The organism is Pseudomonas sp. MC6 (genome assembly GCF_054790575.1).
The window spans coordinates 2,605,804-2,624,441 of sequence record NZ_CP186504.1 but is presented as its reverse complement, the minus strand read 5'-3'; the positions used below and the strand labels follow the sequence as shown (position 1 = coordinate 2,624,441).

Here is an 18,638-nt window from a genome sequence, read left to right as displayed (position 1 = left end):
ATTTGCAAGGGACAGGTTGTCGCGGACGCTTTTGCTGAAAGGATTTACCTTTTTGCGATGATGACCGTCAGGCCGCCACCGCCTGTTGCTGTTGATTGGGCAGCATCGCCGCGCGCACCGAATTGCCCGGTTGCAGTTGCAGGCGCTTGGCCGTGAGGCGGTCAATCACCAGGCTGCTGCCGACCCGGCGGGCGCGGGCGACGGTGATGCGGCAGTTTTCCAGACGACGATTGTGAATCAGCCACAACGGTGCCTGTTCATCCGGGCTGCCGAGGCTCAAGGTCAGCTCAAGACTTTCGCGCACGGTGCGGATATTGCGCACTGGCGCCTCGATCACCGGGCCGCCGTCGAAAATGTCAATGTAGCCTTTGTGGGTAAACCCTTCGGCCTGGAGGATTTTCAGTGCCGGCTCGGTATTCGGGTGTGCCTGGCCGATCGCCGCCTGCGCCTGTTCGGTGAGCATGCAGGTGTACAACGGCTGGCGCGGCATCAGTTCGGCGATGAACGATTTGTTACCCAGCCCGGACAAGTGATCGGCATGGCTGAAGTCCATTTGAAAGAAATGCCGGCCCAGGCTGTCCCAGAACGGCGAACAACCGTGTTCATCGGCACTGCCGCGCAATTCGGCAATCATCTTCTCGCCGAACAGGTGCGGGAATTCGGCAACGAACAGCAAGCGCCCCAGTGACAACAAGCGGCCATTACTGCCGTGACGCTGATCATGGCCGAGAAACAGCGAGCACAGTTCCGATTGGCCGGTCAGTTCGTTGTTGAGAAACAGCGTCGGGATCTGTCGTTGAATACCCAGGTCCGGCGCCGAACTCACGGTCAACCCGACCCGGTAGTTGTACCAGGGCTCGCGCAGGCCGACCGCCCCGGCCAATGCGCTGACGCCGACCACGCGCATGTCGTCGTCTTCGAGTACAAAGAGATAGTCCGCGTCGGCCCGCTCCACCTGTTCGGCGAACGCCCGTTGTGCCCAACGGACCCGGTGGGACAGGCGATCTTCGTTGGCCGGCAGGGTGGTGAACCCCGGGCCGGCCTGTTGCACCAGCGCCATCAAGGCTGGCAGGTCGCTGACTTTGACCGGGCGGACAATCATGCTGTAACTCCTTCTGCGCGCCTGTTCGGGCACTGTCGTTGACTGCGCAACCGCGCGGGTTTCACAGGGCAATCAGCCGGATCGGGCTGCCATCGGTCACGTTCAGCGCCGCACACATTGCAGGGGTGAGGGGCAGCGGTTGATCGGTCTGGTAATCGAGTTCGGCCATGATTGCGCGGAAGCCGTGCAGCGCATCGTTGCTCAGCAGATAACGGCCACGGGCATCGATCTGTGGCCGTTGCTGCACCGTTGCGGTCTGGCTGCGGGCAATCGAACGGATATTCGACGTGCGCGCATACAGGGTCGGGCCGGCGTCGAACAGGTCGATGTAGCTATTGGTTTCGAAGCCTTCGCGCTCAAGAATGTCGAACGCTTCCTGACCGTCCGGGTGAATACGACCGATACAATCCTGCGCCGCTTGCGGCAGCATCGGCACGTAGATCGGGTATTGCGGCATCAGTTCAGCCAGGAACGAGCGGCTCTGCAGGCCGCAAAGACGTTCGGCCTCGGCGTAGGGCAGATCGAAGAAATGTTTGCCCAGCGCATCCCAGAACGGTGAATTGCCGGTCTCGTCGCTGTAGCCGACGATTTCGGTAATCACCGCTTCGGCAAAGCGCGGCGCATGGGCAGCGATGAACAACAGGCGCGCGCGGGACAGCAATTCGGAAAATGGCGTGCGCACCAGCCCGGCGTCGATATGAAAACCGCGCAGCAGCGTGTGATCGTTGAGGTCATGGCACAGCGACAGCGCTGGCACGCCGTGTTCGATGTTCAGCTCGCGGGACGCACTGGTGAAGTGGCGGTTGCGCAGGCTGTAGAACGGCTCGTCGAAGCCTGCAGTCGCGAGAATTTCCGAGCAGCCAACCAGCCGCTGATCGTCCAGATCCTCCAGCACAAAGAAGTAATTCTCCGGGCCGTGGGCCGTCGCTGCGCTGGCGAACGAGGCACAGGAACCGGCGATTTTCGCGCGCAGGCGCTCGCTGTCGTCCGGCAGGGAGGTCACGCCCACCAGACTGTCGCGGGCCAATTGTTGGAGCTGGGGCAGGTCAGTCTGCTCGACTGGGCGTAGGACCAGCATGGATGTACTCCTGTATCAAAAGGTTCGGCAAAGTCGCTGAACCTGACTATCACTGTCGGTTTCCACGCGATAAATCGGCGGTCGCCTGATTTGTTGTCAGACGCCGCTCTTTTTCTTGTCAGCCGTTGCTCGGGTCGGGCAGCGCGGTGCTGGCGCCGAGCTTGTTAAGGAAGAACAGGTACACCAGACCCAGAGCAATCCAGATCAGCCCGAGTTTCTGCGCATCGACGCCCATGTTGTACATGATGGCCGCGACGATAATGAAGCCGATCACCGGGCAGATCAGGTGACGCACGACCTGACCGGACTTTTGCCGACGCCAGTAGTAGTTGATCACTGTCAGGTGCAGCAGCATGAAGCCGCTGAGCGCGCCGAAGTTGACCAGCGAGGTCAGGGTGTCGACCGAGTTGATGAACAGGTAGCAGATCACCAGCGACAGCACCGCCACCAGATAAATGCTCAGGTACGGTGTGTTGTGTTTTGGGTGCACCTTGGCCAGCACTTTCGGCAGCTTGCCGTCGCGCGCCATGCCGAACAGCAGGCGCGAAACAGCGGCTTGCGAGGTGATGGCCACGGCCACGCCCCAGGCCAGCGCCGTCGCAACAGCGGTCAGGGTCGCCAGCCAGCTGCCGGCGGCGATTTCGGCGATTTCATAGAACGCAGTGTCAGCGGATTTGAAGCCCATGCCGGCTGCCAGATCGGTGGCGATCCAGGTTTGTGCGACGAAAATCACGCCCATGACCACCAGGGTTATCAACGCGGCTTTGCCGACGCTCTTGCCCGGATCGCCTTTGATTTCTTCGGCCAGCGTCGAAATCGCATCGAAGCCGAGGAACGACAGCACCGCAATCGACACCGCTTGCATCAGTAGGGCGAAGTTGAAGGTTTCCGCGTGATACAGCGGCGCCAGGGTCAGCTCGCCGTTACCGCCACCGTTGTGCAAGGCATTCCAGGCGTAGAACAGGAAGATGCCGAGTACTACCAGTTGCGCCAGAAGGAAGATGATGTTCATCCGCGCGGTGAAAGTGATGCCGCGCAGGTTGACGAAGGTCGCGCTGACCAGAAACGCCAGAATGAAGCCGACTTTCGGAATGTCCGGGTACAAATGGTTGAGCGCCATCGCCGCGTAAACGTAGAGCAGCGGCGGAATCAGCAGGTAATCGAGCAGCATCAGCCAACCGGCGATGAAGCCGACGTGTTGATTGAGGCCGCGTTGCGCGTAGGAATACACCGAGCCGGCAATCGGAAAAGCCTTGGCCATGCTGCCGTAGCTCAGCGCGGTGAACAGCATCGCCACCATGCCGATGATGTACGCCAGCGGCACCATCCCCGGGGCCTCGGCGTTGACGTAGCCATACACACCGAACGGGGCGATGGGGATCATGAAGATCATCCCGTACACCACCAGGTCGGTCAGCGTCAGGCTACGTTTCAACTCTTGCTTGTAGCCGAATTCTTCAATTTCCATGAAGCGCAACTCCTTGTCAGCCAGTCGGTCGTTTTAGTTGTTATCGGTCCATCGTTTACAGCATCAGCCGTCTTTTATTCATTACAGCAATGGCGCGAGGTATCCGGCCCAGCGCGATACGGCTTCGGGGCTGCGCAGCAAGTCGTTGCGCACCTCGATCAGCACCGAGTCGAGGCCACGGGCATCGCCGTGTACCGGCACGGTCATGTCGCCCAGCGGATCAATCTTGTAGGGCTGGTTGCCGGCCACTTTCAGCGGATGTTCGCCGAGGCCATCGAGCAAACGTTGCGCGTAAGCCTTGGCCTGACCGAACAGCACGCCGACCTCCAGCGGACGCGGCTGGCCGTAATACACCGGGGTGAAACTGTGAATCCCCACCACACGAACTGCTTGGCCTTTAGCAACACGTTCGTCGATCAACGTTTGCAAGCGCGCGTGAAACGGTTTGAACAGGATCTGACGTCGGTATTCGCGGGTGGCTTCGTCCAGCTCGCGGTTGCCCGGCACCTGATAAATCTCGCTCTGCGCCGGAATGCTGTCCGGGGCGTGGCGTGGCCGGTTCAGATCTATCAGCAGGCGCGAATAGTTGGCGCTCAACAGGGTTGCGCCGAGCATCTTCGATAGTTGCTCGGCCAGTTGCAGCGCGCCAATGTCCCAAGCGATGTGTTCAGCAGCGGCGGCGGCGTCCAGGCCCAGATTGTTCAGGGTTTCGGGGATGTAGCGGCTGGCGTGTTCGCACACCAGAATCAACGGGTGCGTCGAGTCTTCGCGGCTCAGGTTATAGGCCGGTCGGGTGTACAACCCCAGCTCGGCGGATTCAGTACAGGCGTGCATAGTGCTCACACAAGTCAGCGGGCGAGAGCTGTTCCGTCAGCGCCAGTTCCTCGGTTTTCAGGGCGTAATAGGTGTCGAGCAGCGGCTTGGGCAGCCATTCGGTGAAGGCGCCACTGTTGCGCAGGCAATCCAGCGCCTGGGCCAGCGAGGCGGGCAGGGCGACGATGCCCCGGGCCTGGCGTTGCTCGTCGTTGAGTGAATCGGGAATTTCGTTGGTGATCGCGTTCAGCGCCAGGCGCTGTTCGATGCCCAGCCGTCCGGCGATCAACAGGGCGGCCATCGCCAGATGCGGCGAGGCGGTGGCGTCCATGGCGCGGAATTCGAGGTTGAACTGGTTGGCCACGGACTTGCCGCCGAGGGTCACGGTCGGGCAGATGCGCAGCGCCGCCTCGCGGTTCTGTTGGCCCAGACACGCGTAGGAAGCGCTCCAGTGATGCGGCTGCAAGCGCTCGTACGACACCGGCGTCGGCGCGGTGAAGGCACAGAGTGCCGGCAAGTAATGCAGGATTCCCGCCGCCCAATGCTGACCGAGGCTCGACAGACCATTGCTGGTGCCTGCGTCGTAGAGCATCGGCACACCGGCCAGATCGAGCAGGCTGACGTGCAGGTGTACGCCGTTGCACACCGCGTCGGCGGCGGTTTTCGGCGCAAAGCTCAAGTCCAGGCCCATTTGCCGGGCGATCTCGCGGCTGATCTCGCGCACATTGACGGCGCGATCCGCCGCCGCCACGCCGAGCGTCGGGCGGCAGGTGATTTCGTATTGGTGCTTGCCGTATTCGGGCAGAAACATTTCCGGCTCGACACCGCCGGCGCGCAGGGCGCTGAGCAGCCAGCCGCCGAACTCGGCGCCCTGACGCTGAGCTTCGAGGGAAAATGCCAGATGCTCGGCGAAACCGGCGTGCAGGTTGAATTCGTGTTCGAACGCGGCGTTGACCTGCAAGCCCAACCCATCGCGATATCGCTCGATTTCCTCGCGCAACAGCGTGCGCGGGCAGGCGCCCCAAGGGCGGCCATCGGTTTCGCGGATATCGCCGTGGATGAAATCCAGCGCCGGCGCGTTGACGTCCGGGCCGTTGCTGACGGTGACGCGGCTGCTCAGATCGGGAATCAGCCGCAAATCGCCATAGGCGCCCCACGGATTGGTTGAAGCAATGATGTCCTGCGGCGTCAACGCGCTGTTGGCCGGCACCCAGCCGCAACCGGCGGCCTGATAATGCTCCAGCTCATCGGTGGGAAACGAGCGGCCACGGGTGATGCCGATCAGGTCGGTGGTGACCAGAGTGGTCATCGGCAGCGGCGTCAGGCAGGCGCTCATGGCCGCATCTCCTGCAGGCGGGCGAGCACGGTGTCGGTGTCGGTGATCCAGCAGTAACCCTTGATCGCATTCAGGCAGGCGTGATGGCGTTCGGCGCTATAGGTGGCGCAGGCATCTTCGACCAGCGTGACCAGATAGCCGCGATCAGCAGCGTCGCGCACGGCCATATCCACACATTGGTCGGTGACGATGCCGGCGATAATCAGATGACGGGTTTCCAGGTTGCGCAGCACGTAGTCGATGTTGGTCGAGTTGAACACCCCGGACGAGGTCTTCGGCAGGACGATTTCGTTTTCCACCGGGGTCAGGTCTTCAATGATCCTGGCCTGCACGCTGCCTTTGGGCAGGTGCATGTCCGAAAGTTTGTGATCAAGCGAGCGGTCGCGGCCATCCGCGGTGAGGCTTTCGATAATGGTGTGCAGCACGTTCTGCCGCGCTTCGCGAAAAGCGCTGAGCAGGCGACGTTGGTTGGGCACCACCTGCATGTGCGCGCGGGTCAGGAAATACTCGGCGTCAGGCCCGTTGAGGTGCGCGTCGAACTGCGGTTCGAGCCAGGCACGCTGCATGTCCACCAGCAACAGTGCGGTGTGATCGCTGACAAACGGCAAGTCTCGCGGCGAGCGGTGGGGAAGGCTGAACATCCTTATTTATCCTCCAGCAGGTGGGTGTTGAAGTCATTGCGCAGGGCATCGATGCCTTCCAGGCGATCGGCGAGGTTTTCGGTGCGCAGGGTCAGGCAGGCGATCAGCGCTTCGACCTGAGCCAGCGCCGGCACCATGGTGTCGAACGGCGAGGCCGATTCGACCGGTGCGCTGATGATCAGGTCGGCCAGTTCGCGCAGCGGCGAGGCATAGATGTCGGTGAACAGCACCACGCGCGCGTTGTTGTTCTTCGCAGCACTGGCGACGCGCAGGGCCTGCGTCTGGTAGCGGCGATAATCGAACACCAGCACTACGTCCTGGCGCTGCAGATCAAACAAACGATCGGGCAGTTGCGCGTTGTCTTCCAGGGCAAAGCAACCGGGGCGCAGCAGGCGCAGGTGATTGAGCAGGTAGGTGGCCATCAGGCTGCTGAAGCGACCGCCGAAGCAGTACACCTGATGCCGGGCATCGAGCAGCCAGTCGGTGAGAATGCGCACGTCTTCGGGTTGGGTCAGCGATTGGGTGTCGACCAGCAGGCGATGGCTGTCGCCCAGGTAGTGGCTCCAGGCGTCATCCTTGTGCTGATGGGCGCGCGGTTGCAACAGCGTGCGCGGCGAGCGCAGGCGGTGATCCATGTCGCTGAGCAGTGCATCCTGGAATTCGGCATAACCACCGAAACCGAGTTTTTTCACCAGCCGCACAATAGTCGGATCGCTGACCCCGGCATGTTCGGCCAGACGCGCCATCGGCCCCAGACCGTTGCGTGGGTACTGATCAAGCAAGGCGCGAACGACTTTGCGCTCCGACGGCGTAAGATCCAGGCCGGGATCGGTGATCAGGTCTCTGAGAGGGGGCATCCGGGCTCCTGCTGGATGAGGTGTTGAATTCGCTTCAAAATCCATTAAAACAGTATTTATGTAACTAGCGTTACATGTCTAGTGAATTTTTTTGCATGTTGAAAGGCCTGCAAAATGGGCCGAGATGCCCGTTTAACAAGGGCTACACCGAATTCGACTGATTTTGTAGTCCATCGCCCATAACCGTGTCAGACATTGCCGTATTTCTGCCTTTGTCCGCTGTTGCCGGGGTGAACAAACAGTCCCGCAGCCCTCCGTTTACGGCACAATTGCCGACAGAACGGCTTTGTGTCGTTGATTTACATGAAGGCCTTCCGGAGCGATCCCTGTGCAAACCACCCGTTTGACATTGATTTGCCATGCGCGAACCGTCGCACAGAAACTGGCGTGTTTTCCTACGAATGAGCCTGTTGAAAATGGCGAGTTGGCGTCGGCTGCATTGGCCCAGCGTTTCGACGCTGCGCGACGCTTGATTTGCGCGCCGGAATTGCGCACGCGGCAGACGGCGGCGTGGCTTGGCGCGGATGCGCAAGTGGATGAGACGCTGCGCGATTGTGACTGGGGACGTTGGCACGGGATGTCGATCAAGGATCTGCAACGCTCGGAAGACGCCGCGCTGCAGGCTTGGCTGGAAGATCCCCACGCCACGCCCCATGGTGGTGAGTCGGTGGCGCAGTTGTGTGAGCGCGTGGCGCAGTGGCTGGCCAGCCTGCAAGCCACGCCGGGGCATGTGGTAGCGGTGACGCATCCGTTTGTCATCCGCGCGGCGCTCATCCACGTGATGCGCGGTTCGGCGTTTCATGACATTGATGTCGAACCGCTGTCGATGGTCGAACTACGCTTCACCGGGCGCTGGCGCCTGCTTCTGCCAAGTCTGGAGGTTAAAGGAGCACCTTGATGAAACAACTGCTGGTAATCGGCATCGGGGCCGGTAACCCCGACTACATCACGATGCAGGCCGTGAAGGCGCTGAACCGGGTCGACGTGTTTTTTCTGATGGATAAAGGCCAGAGCAAGGACAAGCTGATCGACCTGCGTCGTGGGATCTGTGAGCGCTACATTGACGACCCCGACTACCGCTTCGTCGAAGCCCACAGCCCGGAACGCGAACGGGGCGATGTCGACTACACGGCCAGTGTCGATGATCTGAACCGCGCCAAGCAGCAGACCTTCGAACGCCTGATCAATGACGAATTGTCTGATGGTCAGTGCGGCGGTTTCCTGGTGTGGGGCGACCCGGCGTTGTACGACAGCACTGTGCGTATCCTCCAGGCAATACTGGCCTCGGGCACGTGTGCCTTCGAGTTTGACGTGATTCCCGGGATCACCAGCGTTCAGGCGTTGGCGGCGCAGCATAAGGTGCCGCTGAACACGATCGGTCGTTCCATCGAAATCACTACCGGGCGGCGTTTGGCGGCCGGGCAGGTGAGTGATACGGACAGTCTGGTGGTGATGCTCGATGCTGAAGACTCTTATCACCATGTCGCCGATCAGCAGACCGAGATTTACTGGGGGGCCTACCTGGGCACGCCGGATGAGATTCTGATCAGTGGCAGGCTTGCCGATGTCGCGGATGAGATCGAGCGGGTGCGCAAGGCTGCGCGGGCGGAGCATGGGTGGATCATGGATACGTATTTGTTACGCAAGCCATAGATTTTCGCTGGCTGGGATGGCTTCTTCGCGAGCAGGTTCGCTCCCACATTTTGAAATGCATTTCCCTGTGGGAGCGAGCCTGCTCGCGAAGGCGCCGGAACATTCAACGCACATTTCGAGCAGGCAAAAAACACCCGGTGCAACGCAAGTCGCACCGGGTTTTTGTTGCCAGCCAACGACGGATGTCGTGGATCCGCCGATCACTGTTGAACTCTGGTTATGCGCGTTCCAGCGCCAGCGCCACACCTTGGCCACCGCCGATGCACAGGGTCGCCAGACCCTTTTTCGCATCACGCTTGATCATTTCATGCAGCAGGGTCACCAGCACGCGGCAACCCGAGGCACCGATCGGGTGCCCCAAGGCGATGGCGCCGCCGTTGACGTTGACCTTGTCCAGATCCCACTGGAGATCCTTGGCCACTGCCAGCGATTGTGCGGCGAAGGCTTCGTTGGCCTCGATCAGGTCGAGCTGATCGATATTCCAGCCAGCCTTGTCCAGGCAGCGGCGGGTCGCCGATACCGGGCCGATGCCCATAATTGCTGGATCAACGCCTGCGTTGGCATAGGCGGCGATTTTTGCCAGCACAGGCAGGCCGAGGGATTTGGCTTTTTCGGCACTCATCAGAATCACCGCAGCGGCGCCGTCGTTCAGCGACGAGGCGTTGCCAGCGGTGACGCTGCCGTCCTTTTTGAACGCCGGGCGCAGTTTCGCCAGGGATTCTGCGGTGGTGTCGCCACGCGGCTGTTCGTCGACCTTGAAGGCAACAGGATCGCCTTTGCGCTGCGGGATCAGGATCGGGGTGATCTCATCGACAAAGCGACCGGCCTCAATCGCGGCAGCGGCTTTCTGCTGCGAGGCTGCGGCGAACGCGTCCTGCTGTTCGCGGCTGATGTCGTACTTGTCGACGAGGTTCTCGGCGGTGATGCCCATGTGGTAATCGTTGAACGCATCCCACAGACCGTCACTGATCATGGTGTCGACGATTTGCGCGTGGCCCATGCGCAGACCGGTGCGTGCGCCCGGCATCACGTAGTTGGACAGGCTCATGTTTTCCTGGCCGCCGGCGATGATCACCTCAGCGTCGCCGCAACGGATCGCCTGTGCGCCGAGGTGCAGGGCTTTCAGGCCCGAGCCGCACACTTTGTTCAGGGTCAGCGCTGGTACGGCGTGGGGCAAGCCAGCCTTGATCGCCGACTGACGCGCCGGGTTCTGGCCAGCGCCGGCGGTAAGAACTTGGCCCATGATCACTTCATCGACTTGAGCACCGTCCAGGCCGGTTTGTTCGAGCAACTGGCGGATCACCGCCGCGCCCAGATCAACGGCGGAAACGCTGGCCAGGGAACCCTGGAAACTGCCGATCGCGGTACGCGTGGCGGCAACAATTACGACGTCTTGCATTTTCGAATTCCTCACTGGGCAGCGAACTGCATTTCCGGTACGTGATCCGGGACGATCAGTTTACCAGCGGTTTTGGCGACGATTTCCTCGACGCTGACGCCAGGTGCGCGTTCCTTGAGGACAAAAGCGCCATTTTCGATTTCCAGGTACGCGAGGTCGGTCAGCACACGTTTGATGCAACCGGCGCCGGTCAGCGGCAGGCTGCATTTGGCGAGCAGCTTGGACTCTCCGTCCTTGGATGCGTGGGTCATGATTACGATGATGTTGTCGGCGCCAGCCACCAGATCCATCGCGCCGCCCATGCCCTTGACCAGTTTGCCGGGGATCATCCACGAAGCGATGTTGCCTTCGACGTCGACTTCGAACGCGCCGAGCACGGTCAGGTCGACGTGGCCGCCGCGAATCATTGCAAAGGACTCGGCGGAGTTGAAAATCGACGCGCCGATGCGCGCGGTCACGGTCTGTTTGCCAGCGTTGATCATGTCGGCGTCGATGGTGTCTTCCGTCGGGAACGGACCCATGCCGAGCAGGCCGTTTTCCGATTGCAGCATGACTTCCATGCCGTCGGGAATGTAGTTGGCGACCAGGGTCGGAATGCCGATGCCGAGGTTTACGTAGAAGCCGTCCTGCATTTCGCGGGCGACACGCTGAGCCATTTGTTCGCGGGAAAGTGCCATGTTTTTATTCTCCGTCAGCCTGAATTATTTGCGGATGGTGCGCTGTTCGATGCGTTTTTCGAACGTGCCGCAAATGACCCGATCGACGTAGATGCCCGGGGTGTGGATCTGCGATGGATCGAGTTCGCCGGGTTCGACGATTTCTTCGACTTCAACCACGGTGATCTTGCCGGCGGTGGCGGCCAGCGGATTGAAGTTCTGCGCGGTGTGACGGTAGATGACGTTGCCGAAGTGGTCGGCTTTCCAGCCTTTGACGATAGCGAAGTCGCCGGTGATGGATTCTTCCATCAGGTACTTGCGCCCTTTGAACTCACGCACTTCCTTGCCTTCGGCGACCGGGGTGCCGACGCCGGTGGCGGTGAAGAAGGCCGGAATGCCGGCGCCGCCCGCGCGCATTTTCTCGGCGAGAGTGCCTTGCGGGGTCAGGATGACTTCGATGTCGCCTTTGAGCAGTTGCTCTTCGAACAGCTTGTTTTCGCCGACGTAGGAGGCGATGACTTTGCTGATTTGACGATCGGTGAGCAGCACGCCGAGGCCAAAGCCGTCGACGCCGCAGTTGTTGGAGACGACGGTGAGGTCGCGGGTGCCTTTGCGCTTGATCTCGGCGATCAGGTTTTCCGGAATGCCGCACAGACCGAACCCGCCGGCGATGACGGTCATGCCGTCCTCAAGCCCGGCGAGGGCTTCCTCGTAGGAACTCACGCGCTTGTCGAAACCTGCCATATGCACCTCTTTTATTATTTGCGGGCGGCTGGCTAGCCGAATAGTTGGAGTGTCTCGCTGAAGGATATATTTGTTAAGTTGATTTTTAAGGTTGATTGATTGATAAAGCTCAATAGTCGCGTTATGGCGGCTGCTTTGATCGATCCCACGCTCCGCGTGGGAATGCCTCTAGGGACGCTCCCCGTCCAGTGACGCGGAGCGTCCCGGGCTGCATTCCCACGCAGGAGCGTGGGAACGATCATCATGGCTTGCCGCTTAACGCTTGTAGCTTACAACTGGAGCGAAGCGACCATGACCATCAAACAGATCCGCGCCTTCCTCGCCGTGGCACAGAGCCTGAGTTTTGCCGTGGCCTGCGAGCGTCTGCACCTGTCGCAATCAGCCTTGAGCCTGACCATCAAAGCGCTGGAAGAGGGCTTGGGCGGTCGCCTGTTCAGCCGCAACACCCGCAATGTGGCGCTGACCGCAGAAGGTGAGTCGCTGCTACCGCTGGCGCGGCGGCTGATCGCCGACTGGGACAACGCCGAAGATGAAATGCGCCAGCGTTTCAGCCTGCAACGCGGGCGGGTGACGCTAGCGGCGATGCCGTCGTTTGCCGGCAATCTGCTTCCGCCGATCCTCAAGACCTTTCGCGCGCGTTATCCGAACGTCAACGTCACGGTCAATGACGTGATCAACGAGCAGGTGCTGGAGATGGTTCGTGATCGTCAGGTGGAACTGGGGGTGGCGTTCGAGCCGATGCAAAACACTGCGATGACGTTCACGCCGTTGTATATGGATCGCTTTGTTGCGGTGGTATCGAAGGATTCGCCGTTGGCCCAGCGTGCTGAGATCGATTGGCAGACGTTGCTTCAGGAGCCGTTTATCACCTTGCAGCGGCCATCGACGGTGCGGGTGATGCTCGAAGAGCACTTGCAGGCTCGCGGCATGAAGTTGCCGGTGGAATTTGAAAGCCATCAATTAGCGACCGTCGGGCGCATGGTCGCCAGCGGGCTGGGTGTCAGTGCCGTCCCAGCGTTGTGCGCCGGGCAGATGCAGGAGCTTGGCGCCCATTGCCTGACGCTGGACGACTCGGTGGAACGGGCGATTGGTGTGTTGACCGAGCCGGGCAATGAACTGTCGGCGGCGGCGCAGGCGTTGTTCGATATTCTCAAGGCTGAATGATGCCGCGCGCGTAAAACTTGGGTGTTAGCGCGCGGTATTTGTAGGTGGATTCTTTTGCACTGGGTGCAATGGAATTGCAGGATGGTAGCGGGAACTGGGTTCCCGCTGGTGGGGTTAGTTGGTTTTTATTAGTTTTTCGGCGATCCATTGGGCGATTTGCGGGACGACGGCGTTTCCGGCAGCGAAAGCCTCTGCAAGGTTGGACGCATCCAGTCCGAGACAAAGCCCATCATGTTCAGACGTTCGCTGCCGCTCAGCCATCTGATGCCATCCGTTCGGGTGAGCGACGAAAGTGGTACAGCCCATAGCGATTTGGGAGCCGGCTTTGTTTGCCAATAGAGTATTGGCAGCCCATGCATCCGCGGGGCGTGGCCATTGCTGCGACTGAGACGCTGGAGGTATTGCTTCCACTGGCGCGGCGTCAGCCAGCAGCTCGATGGGGGGCATTCGTTGATGACCTGCGACCAGGAATATTCGACGACGTTGTTGGGGGACTCCGAAATATTGAGCATTAAGCACTCGCCAGCATCCCACATACCCGCTGTCCGCAAGGGCCCGGATGACTGTTTCAAAGTCTTGGCTATCGTTGATAGCGAGCAGGTTAACGACATTCTCAAGCACCACCCAGCGAGGTTGTGTCTCTTGGAGGATGCGTATGACTTCCCAAAATAAACCGCTGCGTTCGCCGCGTAGGCCTCGGTTGGTTTGGTTGCCGGGGCGGCTGCCGGCGATGCTGATGTCTTGGCAGGGAAAGCCTGCGGTGATGACGTCGACGGTTTGGAGGTTGTGGGCGCCGCAGTGGCGGACGTCTTCGTGTTGGGTGGCGTGTGGAAATCGGTCGGTAAGGACAGCCCGGTTGGTGGGGTTGAGTTCCACTTGCCAGGCGGTGCGGTAGCCTGCGTTTTCGAATCCTTCATCAAATCCTCCTATGCCTGCGAACAGGCTTCCAATGGTGGGCTGGGGCATGTCTGCGCTCGTGTGGGCAGATGCTCAGGGCATTCGGATAGGAGGCTCGGGGCCTTCAGGTGGTTGAGTGTCCGGCAGCGCGGGCACTTGATTTGTAGGTCGGTGAAGCCTCGCGCTGTGGCGAGTTTGCGGTGGCATTGGCCACAGCGGATGTCTTGCATGTTTATGTCCCTTTGGCTGTGGGCCAGCCGTTATAGGGTGTGTCGGGGCCCCTGATTGGTGCATAAGAAACAGTTCAGCGGTTGTTCGCCCGCGCGTAAGTGTCACCATTGAATGGTTACCCGTCCGTCAGCGCCATCCGGTGCTGCGCTGGAGGTGCGGCCGCCACCTCCGTGTCCTGGCGTAATGGGTTTGCGGGTATCGTCCGAAGAGGCTCCTGACTCGCCGCCCCCGCCGGCACCGCCTAGAAAACCGGTGTTTGAAGCGTTGCCGACAGGGTGACCCGCGACGCCGATGCAATCGTTTTCATTTCCCCCGTAGCCGGTGCCCCCATGTGGCGCTTGACCATCGAGCAATCCGCCTCTTCCAGCGGTCGCGTAGACAAACGTTCCGAAAAGCGTCGTGCCGCCGTCTCCTCCTTTGGTGTCGATATCGGACGCCCCCTTACCGCCCGCGCCTACAGTGATGGTTACCGAGGTAATGCCGCGTAAGTCGACGAGTTTTCTAGCGACGCCAGCGCCCGACCCGCCTGAGGGCCCGGGTAATGTTTTGGACCGAGCGCCTCCGCCGCCACCGCCAATGACGACGACCCATGCTTGAGTGACGCCCGAAGGCACGTCCCAGACGTGGGTGCCGGGGGTAAAAAAAACGGCGCGCCCACGGAACGGGTAAAGGCTGGCGAGCGTTTTGGGCGTCACGGTTGTATTGGTCTCTGTTCCGGCTTTGACGGCGTTTTGTGAGGCGATGCGCGCAATGCCGGCGGCTCGCTCGGTGGCCTGGATCACTTTGTCGGTCATGGTTTTCAGTGATTCGATTTTTCCTTTGAGCCACAGCGTGCGGTTGGTCAGTTGTTTTATTGGGAGGTTGGTGACGCCTTCCGGGCCGCCGACGACGGGGTCGGAGGTTTCGATCTGGTAGACGCCGGGCGTCCATTGGTTGGCTTCGGGTAGGTCGGCCATTAGCTGCTTCCGTGGTTGTATTGGCCGTCGTAGCGGGCGACTGCGTTGTAGCGGATGGCGACGGTCTGATAGTCGAGCGAGACCAGGCGACAACGTGCCGGTGCGACGGATAGGAGGACGCGGCGCAGGAGCACCGCTTGGTCGTTGGTGAGTGGGCGTTTGAGGATGACGCGGTATAGCGGCCAGATCGGCTTTTTGCTCTGTTCAATATCGGGCTGTATTGCAGGCCCCTCTTGAAGACTGACCTCACCAAAACCCAGTAGGCGGATAACTTCTCGAATCGCCCAAGGAGTGCCCTTGAATCGGTGCAGTTCGATGGCGTTTTTGATGAGGTTGCGTTTGGCTTGTTCGGACTCGGCGAGTTGCCAGGCGGCTTCGTCGAGCAATGAGAATTGGTCGGCTAGGTGCGGCAGTAATTTGGGCTGCACCAAGTCGATCAGGTAGACCAGCATGGTGTTGATGTCGAGCTTGGCCAATGACTGGTCGAGCAGTTCGCACAGCAGTGTGAAACGTTCATCGCCGGCCAATGCGGGGGGCGGCATTGGGTCAGCCATGGGCCACCCCGGCATCGGTCAATTCGATTGAGGTGCAGTGGGCCCATTCGTTGCCGCTTAACTCGCGAATTTTCTGCGGCACGGTCAGGTCTGCACGGTAAACGCCGGGGACTTGTAGCGCGGCGGTCAGTTGTTCTGGGACCAGATCGTGACCGAGTGTGGCGCTGCATTCTTGCGCGTAAGCGTTGGCAGCCGCTTGGGCCGCAGCCATTGTCGCGCTGCGGTCGACGGCTGCGTAGAACGTCAGGTTTGCTTTGATTTGGAAGCTGACTTCGACAGGGGCCAGTGCATTGACGGTGTCGCACAGAGGACGCAGCTTTTCGCCGCTGACCTGGCGTGTGATGTCTTGAAGCAGTGAGTCTGTTGGCAGGCCGTCGAGGGTCAGGGGATACAGCGCGACATGACCGTCTGGTTGACCTTCGTCTGGGCCGTGAACGGCGACGTCGATGATGGATTGATGTACGGCCAGTGTGTGGTAGCGGTACGCCGCGCGGCTGCCAGCATTGCTGAAGGCTTCCGGAGCCAAGATGATTCGTTCGCGGTAGCGCTCGTCATTTTCGTGTGCGGCACCGTCAGCGGTTGTTGTGATGTTGCTGACCGTCAACGCGGCGACTGGCGAGTTGCCCAGCACGTTGATCTGGCCGATGGTCCAGCCATTGCCTTGCTCGCCGACGGTCAGGCACGTTGCCGTGACGGTCACGTGTGTTTGGTCAGCGGGGATGGTCACGTCGCGATCAGTGATGAAGGTCAGTTTGGCATCTTGGGTACTGACCCGTGTGCCGATCGGGATCAACACCGGCTGGGCTGGTTTTGCCGGCAGGTTGAAGCGCAATGTGCACCGGGCGGCTTTTGCCTGCAGGCGCGGAGTGGCGACCAACTCGCCGAGGTAGTCGAGGATGGGGCCGCGGGCGAAGCGCACCAGGAGTTGTTCGCCGGCGTGCTGGATGCTTATCTGCAACCGGGAGACGGCGTAGGCGATCTGGTCGATGTACAGGCGTTCGATCTGGGCTGGGTACAGGGTTTTGCCGGACTTGTGTTCGTAGCGGGCGATGAGTTCGGCTTCTAGTGCGGCGGGGTCGATTTTGATGAATTCGGGTTTAGGGAGTTCGCGCATAGGGGACCTCGGTGCGCTGGGGGCGCTGGCCGGTGACGCGCCATTGCACGCGGACGATGATGTGTTGGGTGTTGATCTGGATGTGGACTTGATCCACGGCCACGCGTGGTTCCCAGCGGCGGATAGCTTCGATGGCTTCGCGCACCAAGTGTGGGGTGACGCGGTGGGTGGGCCAGTCGAGGTACAGGTGCAGGTTGCTGCCGAATTCCGGGCGGTGTGGGTCGCTGGCTTTTGGGGTGGTGAGGATGATGCGCAGGGATTGGTCTATGTCGCGCAGGCCCTCGACGACTTCGCCGGTGGTACCGAGTGCGGGTTGCCAGTGGGCGGCGGTGATGCTGGTGTGGGGGATGGGCGTTGTCATGGCGCCCATGGTGAGGATCTCTTATGACTACCGCTTTTAATTAGGTTTAAGGATGCTGTGCGGGCTGCGGATAAGGCAAAATCACTGAAATATCGAAAGGAGTCGCTTCAGTGTTTGGAATCTCAAAGAAAACATTGCATCAGCTAGTTAGGGAGTTCTGGATTCCTTTTATTGCTGCCAGTGGATGGACGATCTATTCGGTCTGGGGAGAGGACGTCACGGTTAAAAGCGTTTTAGCCAATTTTGGCCCGTCATTTTTTTTGGCAAGCTGGATGACTGGTCAGTTTTTCCGCGTTCGCAAGCAGGCGAGCGTTGAGTCAACCCTGACTAATGTCGAAAACCGTCTTGAGAATCTGGTAGCGGAGCTCGAAGCCAAATCCTCGCACATGATTAACCATGTGACAGGCGGCGACAGTTTTTGCTTTTTGTTACCTTTCCGTACAATGGCAAACAATGCTTCCTGGCTAGCGATGAATTCTGGCGAGTACTCTCTCTATCAAGTGAACGTAAGAATTATCGACTTGGAAGCCATGGTTGTTACTCCCCAGTTTCAGCCTGGCGAAGACTCTGGGTATTCGCAACGTATCGAGATCGGTGATATGCCTCGTGACTTCAAGACGATGATCGAGGGAGCGGATCTTGGTGAGACAGGCGATCGTAGCTTCAATATTTCTATTGACGCTCGGAATGGACGAATTTACCAAGAGGTTCGTTTTAAACGGGTAAAAGGGATGCTTTCCGTTGCCTATAGGGTGATGAGGAATGACACCATTTTGAAGGAGGTCGTACCACCTCAACTGCTAGACAAAGACGGAAATTTCGATTGGGCTGGACCTGTATTCAGCTTTGACTCGGATGAAGAATCGACCTCACCTCAGAATCTGCCTTCAACGATGATCTAACATCTGATCTCAGCAGACGGAATGACTTGGGTTCGGCGTTCGGAAGCCATTGGCATTAATGCTTACAGGGAAAACCATGGAATTACTGAAAGTAATCAAAGCTGAATGGTCTGTCATCGCGATGGCTCCTTTCTCCTTCTTGATACTGGCTGCATTAATGTTTGGCGCTGCCTATTTCGTGGCCCGATGGCGGTATACAGCTGTTGTTGATCAAGTGAAAGCGACCTGTGAAACCCTCAAGGAGCGGTTGCACTTGAGGTCAGAGCAGAGTGAGTCTTTACGAGAGAAAGCATCCAAATACGACGAAATGCTCGCTGAAGTCGTCGACTCTGGAGAGGGTGATTTGAGAGATAAGACGCTAAAGCTAGTCGCCGATCTAAGAGAGTTTGTCGGTCGTTACCGGCGTCTTGAGACATCGGCTGGTGACTCCCGATTTTTCCGTCCGTGGAATGCCACCGATGAGGAAAAAAGTCGCGTGTGGGATGAGTATGCTCGTGCGACGATAAACAACAGTTACGAACGCAACGATGAATATGACCGCCGATTCAAAGTTGAAGCGATCATGTTACGCGACGAATTACGCAGCCGTTTGCCTGACTACGAACCCCAAGCCGAAGCCGCATTCTCATATGAGCGGCCTACCAATTTCTTTGGCTTCAATTTTGTGGCAGACGATCTTGAGAGAATGGCCAAGGCTCTCTAGTGGGTTCTT

At 59.6% G+C, this 18,638-nt stretch carries 21 protein-coding genes; 5 read left to right on the top strand and 16 right to left on the bottom strand.

What is annotated here, in order from left to right; genetic code table 11:
- Window positions 1-67 precede the first annotated feature (67 nt).
- The 7 genes from astA to ACOYXE_RS11730 all read right to left on the bottom strand — a co-directional run bounded on the left by astA (window position 68) and on the right by ACOYXE_RS11730 (window position 7,295).
- Window positions 68-1,102 (bottom strand): arginine N-succinyltransferase, encoded by a 1,035-nt coding sequence (gene astA, locus ACOYXE_RS11760; RefSeq protein ID WP_077572158.1) that lies wholly within the window; start codon window positions 1,100-1,102, stop codon window positions 68-70.
- Window positions 1,103-1,163: 61 nt separating this feature from the next.
- The gene (locus ACOYXE_RS11755; RefSeq protein WP_160057275.1) at window positions 1,164-2,180 is read right to left on the bottom strand and encodes an arginine N-succinyltransferase; all 1,017 of its coding nucleotides are present in this window, start codon (window positions 2,178-2,180) and stop codon (window positions 1,164-1,166) included.
- Between the two features lie 118 nt (window positions 2,181-2,298).
- Window positions 2,299-3,648, bottom strand: a complete 1,350-nt coding sequence (locus ACOYXE_RS11750) for an APC family permease (RefSeq protein WP_077572161.1) — start codon at window positions 3,646-3,648, stop codon at window positions 2,299-2,301.
- Window positions 3,649-3,729: 81 nt separating this feature from the next.
- The gene (locus tag ACOYXE_RS11745; protein WP_160057276.1) at window positions 3,730-4,482 is read right to left on the bottom strand and encodes an N-formylglutamate amidohydrolase; all 753 of its coding nucleotides are present in this window, start codon (window positions 4,480-4,482) and stop codon (window positions 3,730-3,732) included.
- Complete coding sequence (locus ACOYXE_RS11740; RefSeq protein ID WP_460929330.1) at window positions 4,466-5,797, bottom strand: type I glutamate--ammonia ligase; 1,332 nt, start codon at window positions 5,795-5,797, stop codon at window positions 4,466-4,468. Before ACOYXE_RS11740 ends, ACOYXE_RS11745 begins: the two co-directional genes overlap by 17 nt.
- Window positions 5,794-6,438: a cysteine hydrolase family protein gene (locus ACOYXE_RS11735; protein ID WP_405124144.1), complete on the bottom strand. Its 645-nt coding sequence runs from the start codon at window positions 6,436-6,438 to the stop codon at window positions 5,794-5,796. Before ACOYXE_RS11735 ends, ACOYXE_RS11740 begins: the two co-directional genes overlap by 4 nt.
- Window positions 6,439-6,440: 2 nt before the next feature.
- Window positions 6,441-7,295: a MurR/RpiR family transcriptional regulator gene (locus ACOYXE_RS11730; protein ID WP_460929327.1), complete on the bottom strand. Its 855-nt coding sequence runs from the start codon at window positions 7,293-7,295 to the stop codon at window positions 6,441-6,443.
- A gap of 328 nt (window positions 7,296-7,623) precedes the next feature.
- Between ACOYXE_RS11730 and ACOYXE_RS11725 the strand changes: the two genes are divergently transcribed.
- Together ACOYXE_RS11725 and cobF are read left to right on the top strand one after the other, a co-directional pair.
- The gene (locus ACOYXE_RS11725) at window positions 7,624-8,193 is read left to right on the top strand and encodes a histidine phosphatase family protein (RefSeq protein ID WP_405124142.1); all 570 of its coding nucleotides are present in this window, start codon (window positions 7,624-7,626) and stop codon (window positions 8,191-8,193) included.
- Complete coding sequence (cobF, locus tag ACOYXE_RS11720) at window positions 8,193-8,948, top strand: precorrin-6A synthase (deacetylating) (RefSeq protein ID WP_160057281.1); 756 nt, start codon at window positions 8,193-8,195, stop codon at window positions 8,946-8,948. Before ACOYXE_RS11725 ends, cobF begins: the two co-directional genes overlap by 1 nt.
- A gap of 217 nt (window positions 8,949-9,165) precedes the next feature.
- On the opposite strand, the gene ACOYXE_RS11715 is transcribed toward cobF, so the two are convergent.
- From ACOYXE_RS11715 to ACOYXE_RS11705, 3 genes are read right to left on the bottom strand one after another with little or no spacing between them, the layout of a single operon-like run.
- A complete protein-coding gene (locus ACOYXE_RS11715; RefSeq protein ID WP_160057282.1) occupies window positions 9,166-10,347 on the bottom strand; it encodes an acetyl-CoA C-acetyltransferase in 1,182 nt (393 codons plus the stop codon).
- A gap of 11 nt (window positions 10,348-10,358) precedes the next feature.
- Window positions 10,359-11,024 carry a CoA transferase subunit B gene (locus ACOYXE_RS11710; protein WP_064120025.1) on the bottom strand — a complete coding sequence of 222 codons (666 nt, stop codon included), beginning with the start codon at window positions 11,022-11,024 and terminating at the stop codon, window positions 10,359-10,361.
- Window positions 11,025-11,048: 24 nt separating this feature from the next.
- On the bottom strand, window positions 11,049-11,747 hold the full coding sequence (locus ACOYXE_RS11705) for a CoA transferase subunit A (RefSeq protein ID WP_016983257.1): 699 nt from the start codon (window positions 11,745-11,747) through the stop codon (window positions 11,049-11,051).
- Between the two features lie 291 nt (window positions 11,748-12,038).
- Between ACOYXE_RS11705 and ACOYXE_RS11700 the strand changes: the two genes are divergently transcribed.
- A complete protein-coding gene (locus ACOYXE_RS11700) occupies window positions 12,039-12,911 on the top strand; it encodes a LysR substrate-binding domain-containing protein (RefSeq protein WP_460929324.1) in 873 nt (290 codons plus the stop codon).
- 114 nt (window positions 12,912-13,025) lie between these two features.
- On the opposite strand, the gene ACOYXE_RS11695 is transcribed toward ACOYXE_RS11700, so the two are convergent.
- The 6 genes from ACOYXE_RS11695 to ACOYXE_RS11670 all read right to left on the bottom strand — a co-directional run bounded on the left by ACOYXE_RS11695 (window position 13,026) and on the right by ACOYXE_RS11670 (window position 17,033).
- A complete protein-coding gene (locus ACOYXE_RS11695) occupies window positions 13,026-13,877 on the bottom strand; it encodes a DNA cytosine methyltransferase (RefSeq protein WP_460929322.1) in 852 nt (283 codons plus the stop codon).
- A complete protein-coding gene (locus tag ACOYXE_RS11690; protein ID WP_123375362.1) occupies window positions 13,838-14,038 on the bottom strand; it encodes a Com family DNA-binding transcriptional regulator in 201 nt (66 codons plus the stop codon). The genes ACOYXE_RS11695 and ACOYXE_RS11690 overlap by 40 nt, the downstream gene beginning before the upstream one ends.
- A 102-nt stretch (window positions 14,039-14,140) precedes the next feature.
- Window positions 14,141-14,995: a glycine-rich domain-containing protein gene (locus ACOYXE_RS11685; RefSeq protein ID WP_460929320.1), complete on the bottom strand. Its 855-nt coding sequence runs from the start codon at window positions 14,993-14,995 to the stop codon at window positions 14,141-14,143.
- Window positions 14,995-15,549 carry a phage tail protein I gene (locus tag ACOYXE_RS11680; RefSeq protein WP_460929318.1) on the bottom strand — a complete coding sequence of 185 codons (555 nt, stop codon included), beginning with the start codon at window positions 15,547-15,549 and terminating at the stop codon, window positions 14,995-14,997. Before ACOYXE_RS11680 ends, ACOYXE_RS11685 begins: the two co-directional genes overlap by 1 nt.
- Complete coding sequence (locus ACOYXE_RS11675) at window positions 15,542-16,663, bottom strand: baseplate assembly protein (RefSeq protein WP_460929316.1); 1,122 nt, start codon at window positions 16,661-16,663, stop codon at window positions 15,542-15,544. The genes ACOYXE_RS11680 and ACOYXE_RS11675 overlap by 8 nt, the downstream gene beginning before the upstream one ends.
- The gene (locus ACOYXE_RS11670) at window positions 16,647-17,033 is read right to left on the bottom strand and encodes a GPW/gp25 family protein (protein ID WP_460929314.1); all 387 of its coding nucleotides are present in this window, start codon (window positions 17,031-17,033) and stop codon (window positions 16,647-16,649) included. The genes ACOYXE_RS11675 and ACOYXE_RS11670 overlap by 17 nt, the downstream gene beginning before the upstream one ends.
- 101 nt (window positions 17,034-17,134) lie before the next feature.
- Between ACOYXE_RS11670 and ACOYXE_RS11665 the strand changes: the two genes are divergently transcribed.
- Together ACOYXE_RS11665 and ACOYXE_RS11660 are read left to right on the top strand one after the other, a co-directional pair.
- Window positions 17,135-17,926: a hypothetical protein gene (locus tag ACOYXE_RS11665; RefSeq protein ID WP_460929312.1), complete on the top strand. Its 792-nt coding sequence runs from the start codon at window positions 17,135-17,137 to the stop codon at window positions 17,924-17,926.
- Between the two features lie 76 nt (window positions 17,927-18,002).
- Window positions 18,003-18,629, top strand: a complete 627-nt coding sequence (locus ACOYXE_RS11660) for a hypothetical protein (protein WP_460929310.1) — start codon at window positions 18,003-18,005, stop codon at window positions 18,627-18,629.
- Window positions 18,630-18,638 lie beyond the last annotated feature (9 nt).

Bases quoted from the DNA above. Each gene is read 5' to 3' on its own strand.
- astA (WP_077572158.1), bottom strand. From the start codon at position 1,102: ATGATTGTCCGCCCGGTCAAAGTCAGCGACCTGCCAGCCTTGATGGCG.
- ACOYXE_RS11745 (WP_160057276.1), bottom strand. From the start codon at position 4,482: ATGCACGCCTGTACTGAATCCGCCGAGCTGGGGTTGTACACCCGACCG.
- ACOYXE_RS11700 (WP_460929324.1), top strand. From the start codon at position 12,039: ATGACCATCAAACAGATCCGCGCCTTCCTCGCCGTGGCACAGAGCCTG.
- ACOYXE_RS11735 (WP_405124144.1), bottom strand. From the start codon at position 6,438: ATGTTCAGCCTTCCCCACCGCTCGCCGCGAGACTTGCCGTTTGTCAGC.
- ACOYXE_RS11660 (WP_460929310.1), top strand. From the start codon at position 18,003: ATGGAATTACTGAAAGTAATCAAAGCTGAATGGTCTGTCATCGCGATG.
- ACOYXE_RS11715 (WP_160057282.1), bottom strand. From the start codon at position 10,347: ATGCAAGACGTCGTAATTGTTGCCGCCACGCGTACCGCGATCGGCAGT.
- ACOYXE_RS11755 (WP_160057275.1), bottom strand. From the start codon at position 2,180: ATGCTGGTCCTACGCCCAGTCGAGCAGACTGACCTGCCCCAGCTCCAA.
- ACOYXE_RS11705 (WP_016983257.1), bottom strand. From the start codon at position 11,747: ATGGCAGGTTTCGACAAGCGCGTGAGTTCCTACGAGGAAGCCCTCGCC.
- ACOYXE_RS11670 (WP_460929314.1), bottom strand. From the start codon at position 17,033: ATGGGCGCCATGACAACGCCCATCCCCCACACCAGCATCACCGCCGCC.
- ACOYXE_RS11685 (WP_460929320.1), bottom strand. From the start codon at position 14,995: ATGGCCGACCTACCCGAAGCCAACCAATGGACGCCCGGCGTCTACCAG.
- ACOYXE_RS11710 (WP_064120025.1), bottom strand. From the start codon at position 11,024: ATGGCACTTTCCCGCGAACAAATGGCTCAGCGTGTCGCCCGCGAAATG.
- ACOYXE_RS11740 (WP_460929330.1), bottom strand. From the start codon at position 5,797: ATGAGCGCCTGCCTGACGCCGCTGCCGATGACCACTCTGGTCACCACC.
- cobF (WP_160057281.1), top strand. From the start codon at position 8,193: ATGAAACAACTGCTGGTAATCGGCATCGGGGCCGGTAACCCCGACTAC.
- ACOYXE_RS11690 (WP_123375362.1), bottom strand. From the start codon at position 14,038: ATGCAAGACATCCGCTGTGGCCAATGCCACCGCAAACTCGCCACAGCG.
- ACOYXE_RS11750 (WP_077572161.1), bottom strand. From the start codon at position 3,648: ATGGAAATTGAAGAATTCGGCTACAAGCAAGAGTTGAAACGTAGCCTG.
- ACOYXE_RS11730 (WP_460929327.1), bottom strand. From the start codon at position 7,295: ATGCCCCCTCTCAGAGACCTGATCACCGATCCCGGCCTGGATCTTACG.
- ACOYXE_RS11695 (WP_460929322.1), bottom strand. From the start codon at position 13,877: ATGCCCCAGCCCACCATTGGAAGCCTGTTCGCAGGCATAGGAGGATTT.
- ACOYXE_RS11680 (WP_460929318.1), bottom strand. From the start codon at position 15,549: ATGGCTGACCCAATGCCGCCCCCCGCATTGGCCGGCGATGAACGTTTC.
- ACOYXE_RS11675 (WP_460929316.1), bottom strand. From the start codon at position 16,663: ATGCGCGAACTCCCTAAACCCGAATTCATCAAAATCGACCCCGCCGCA.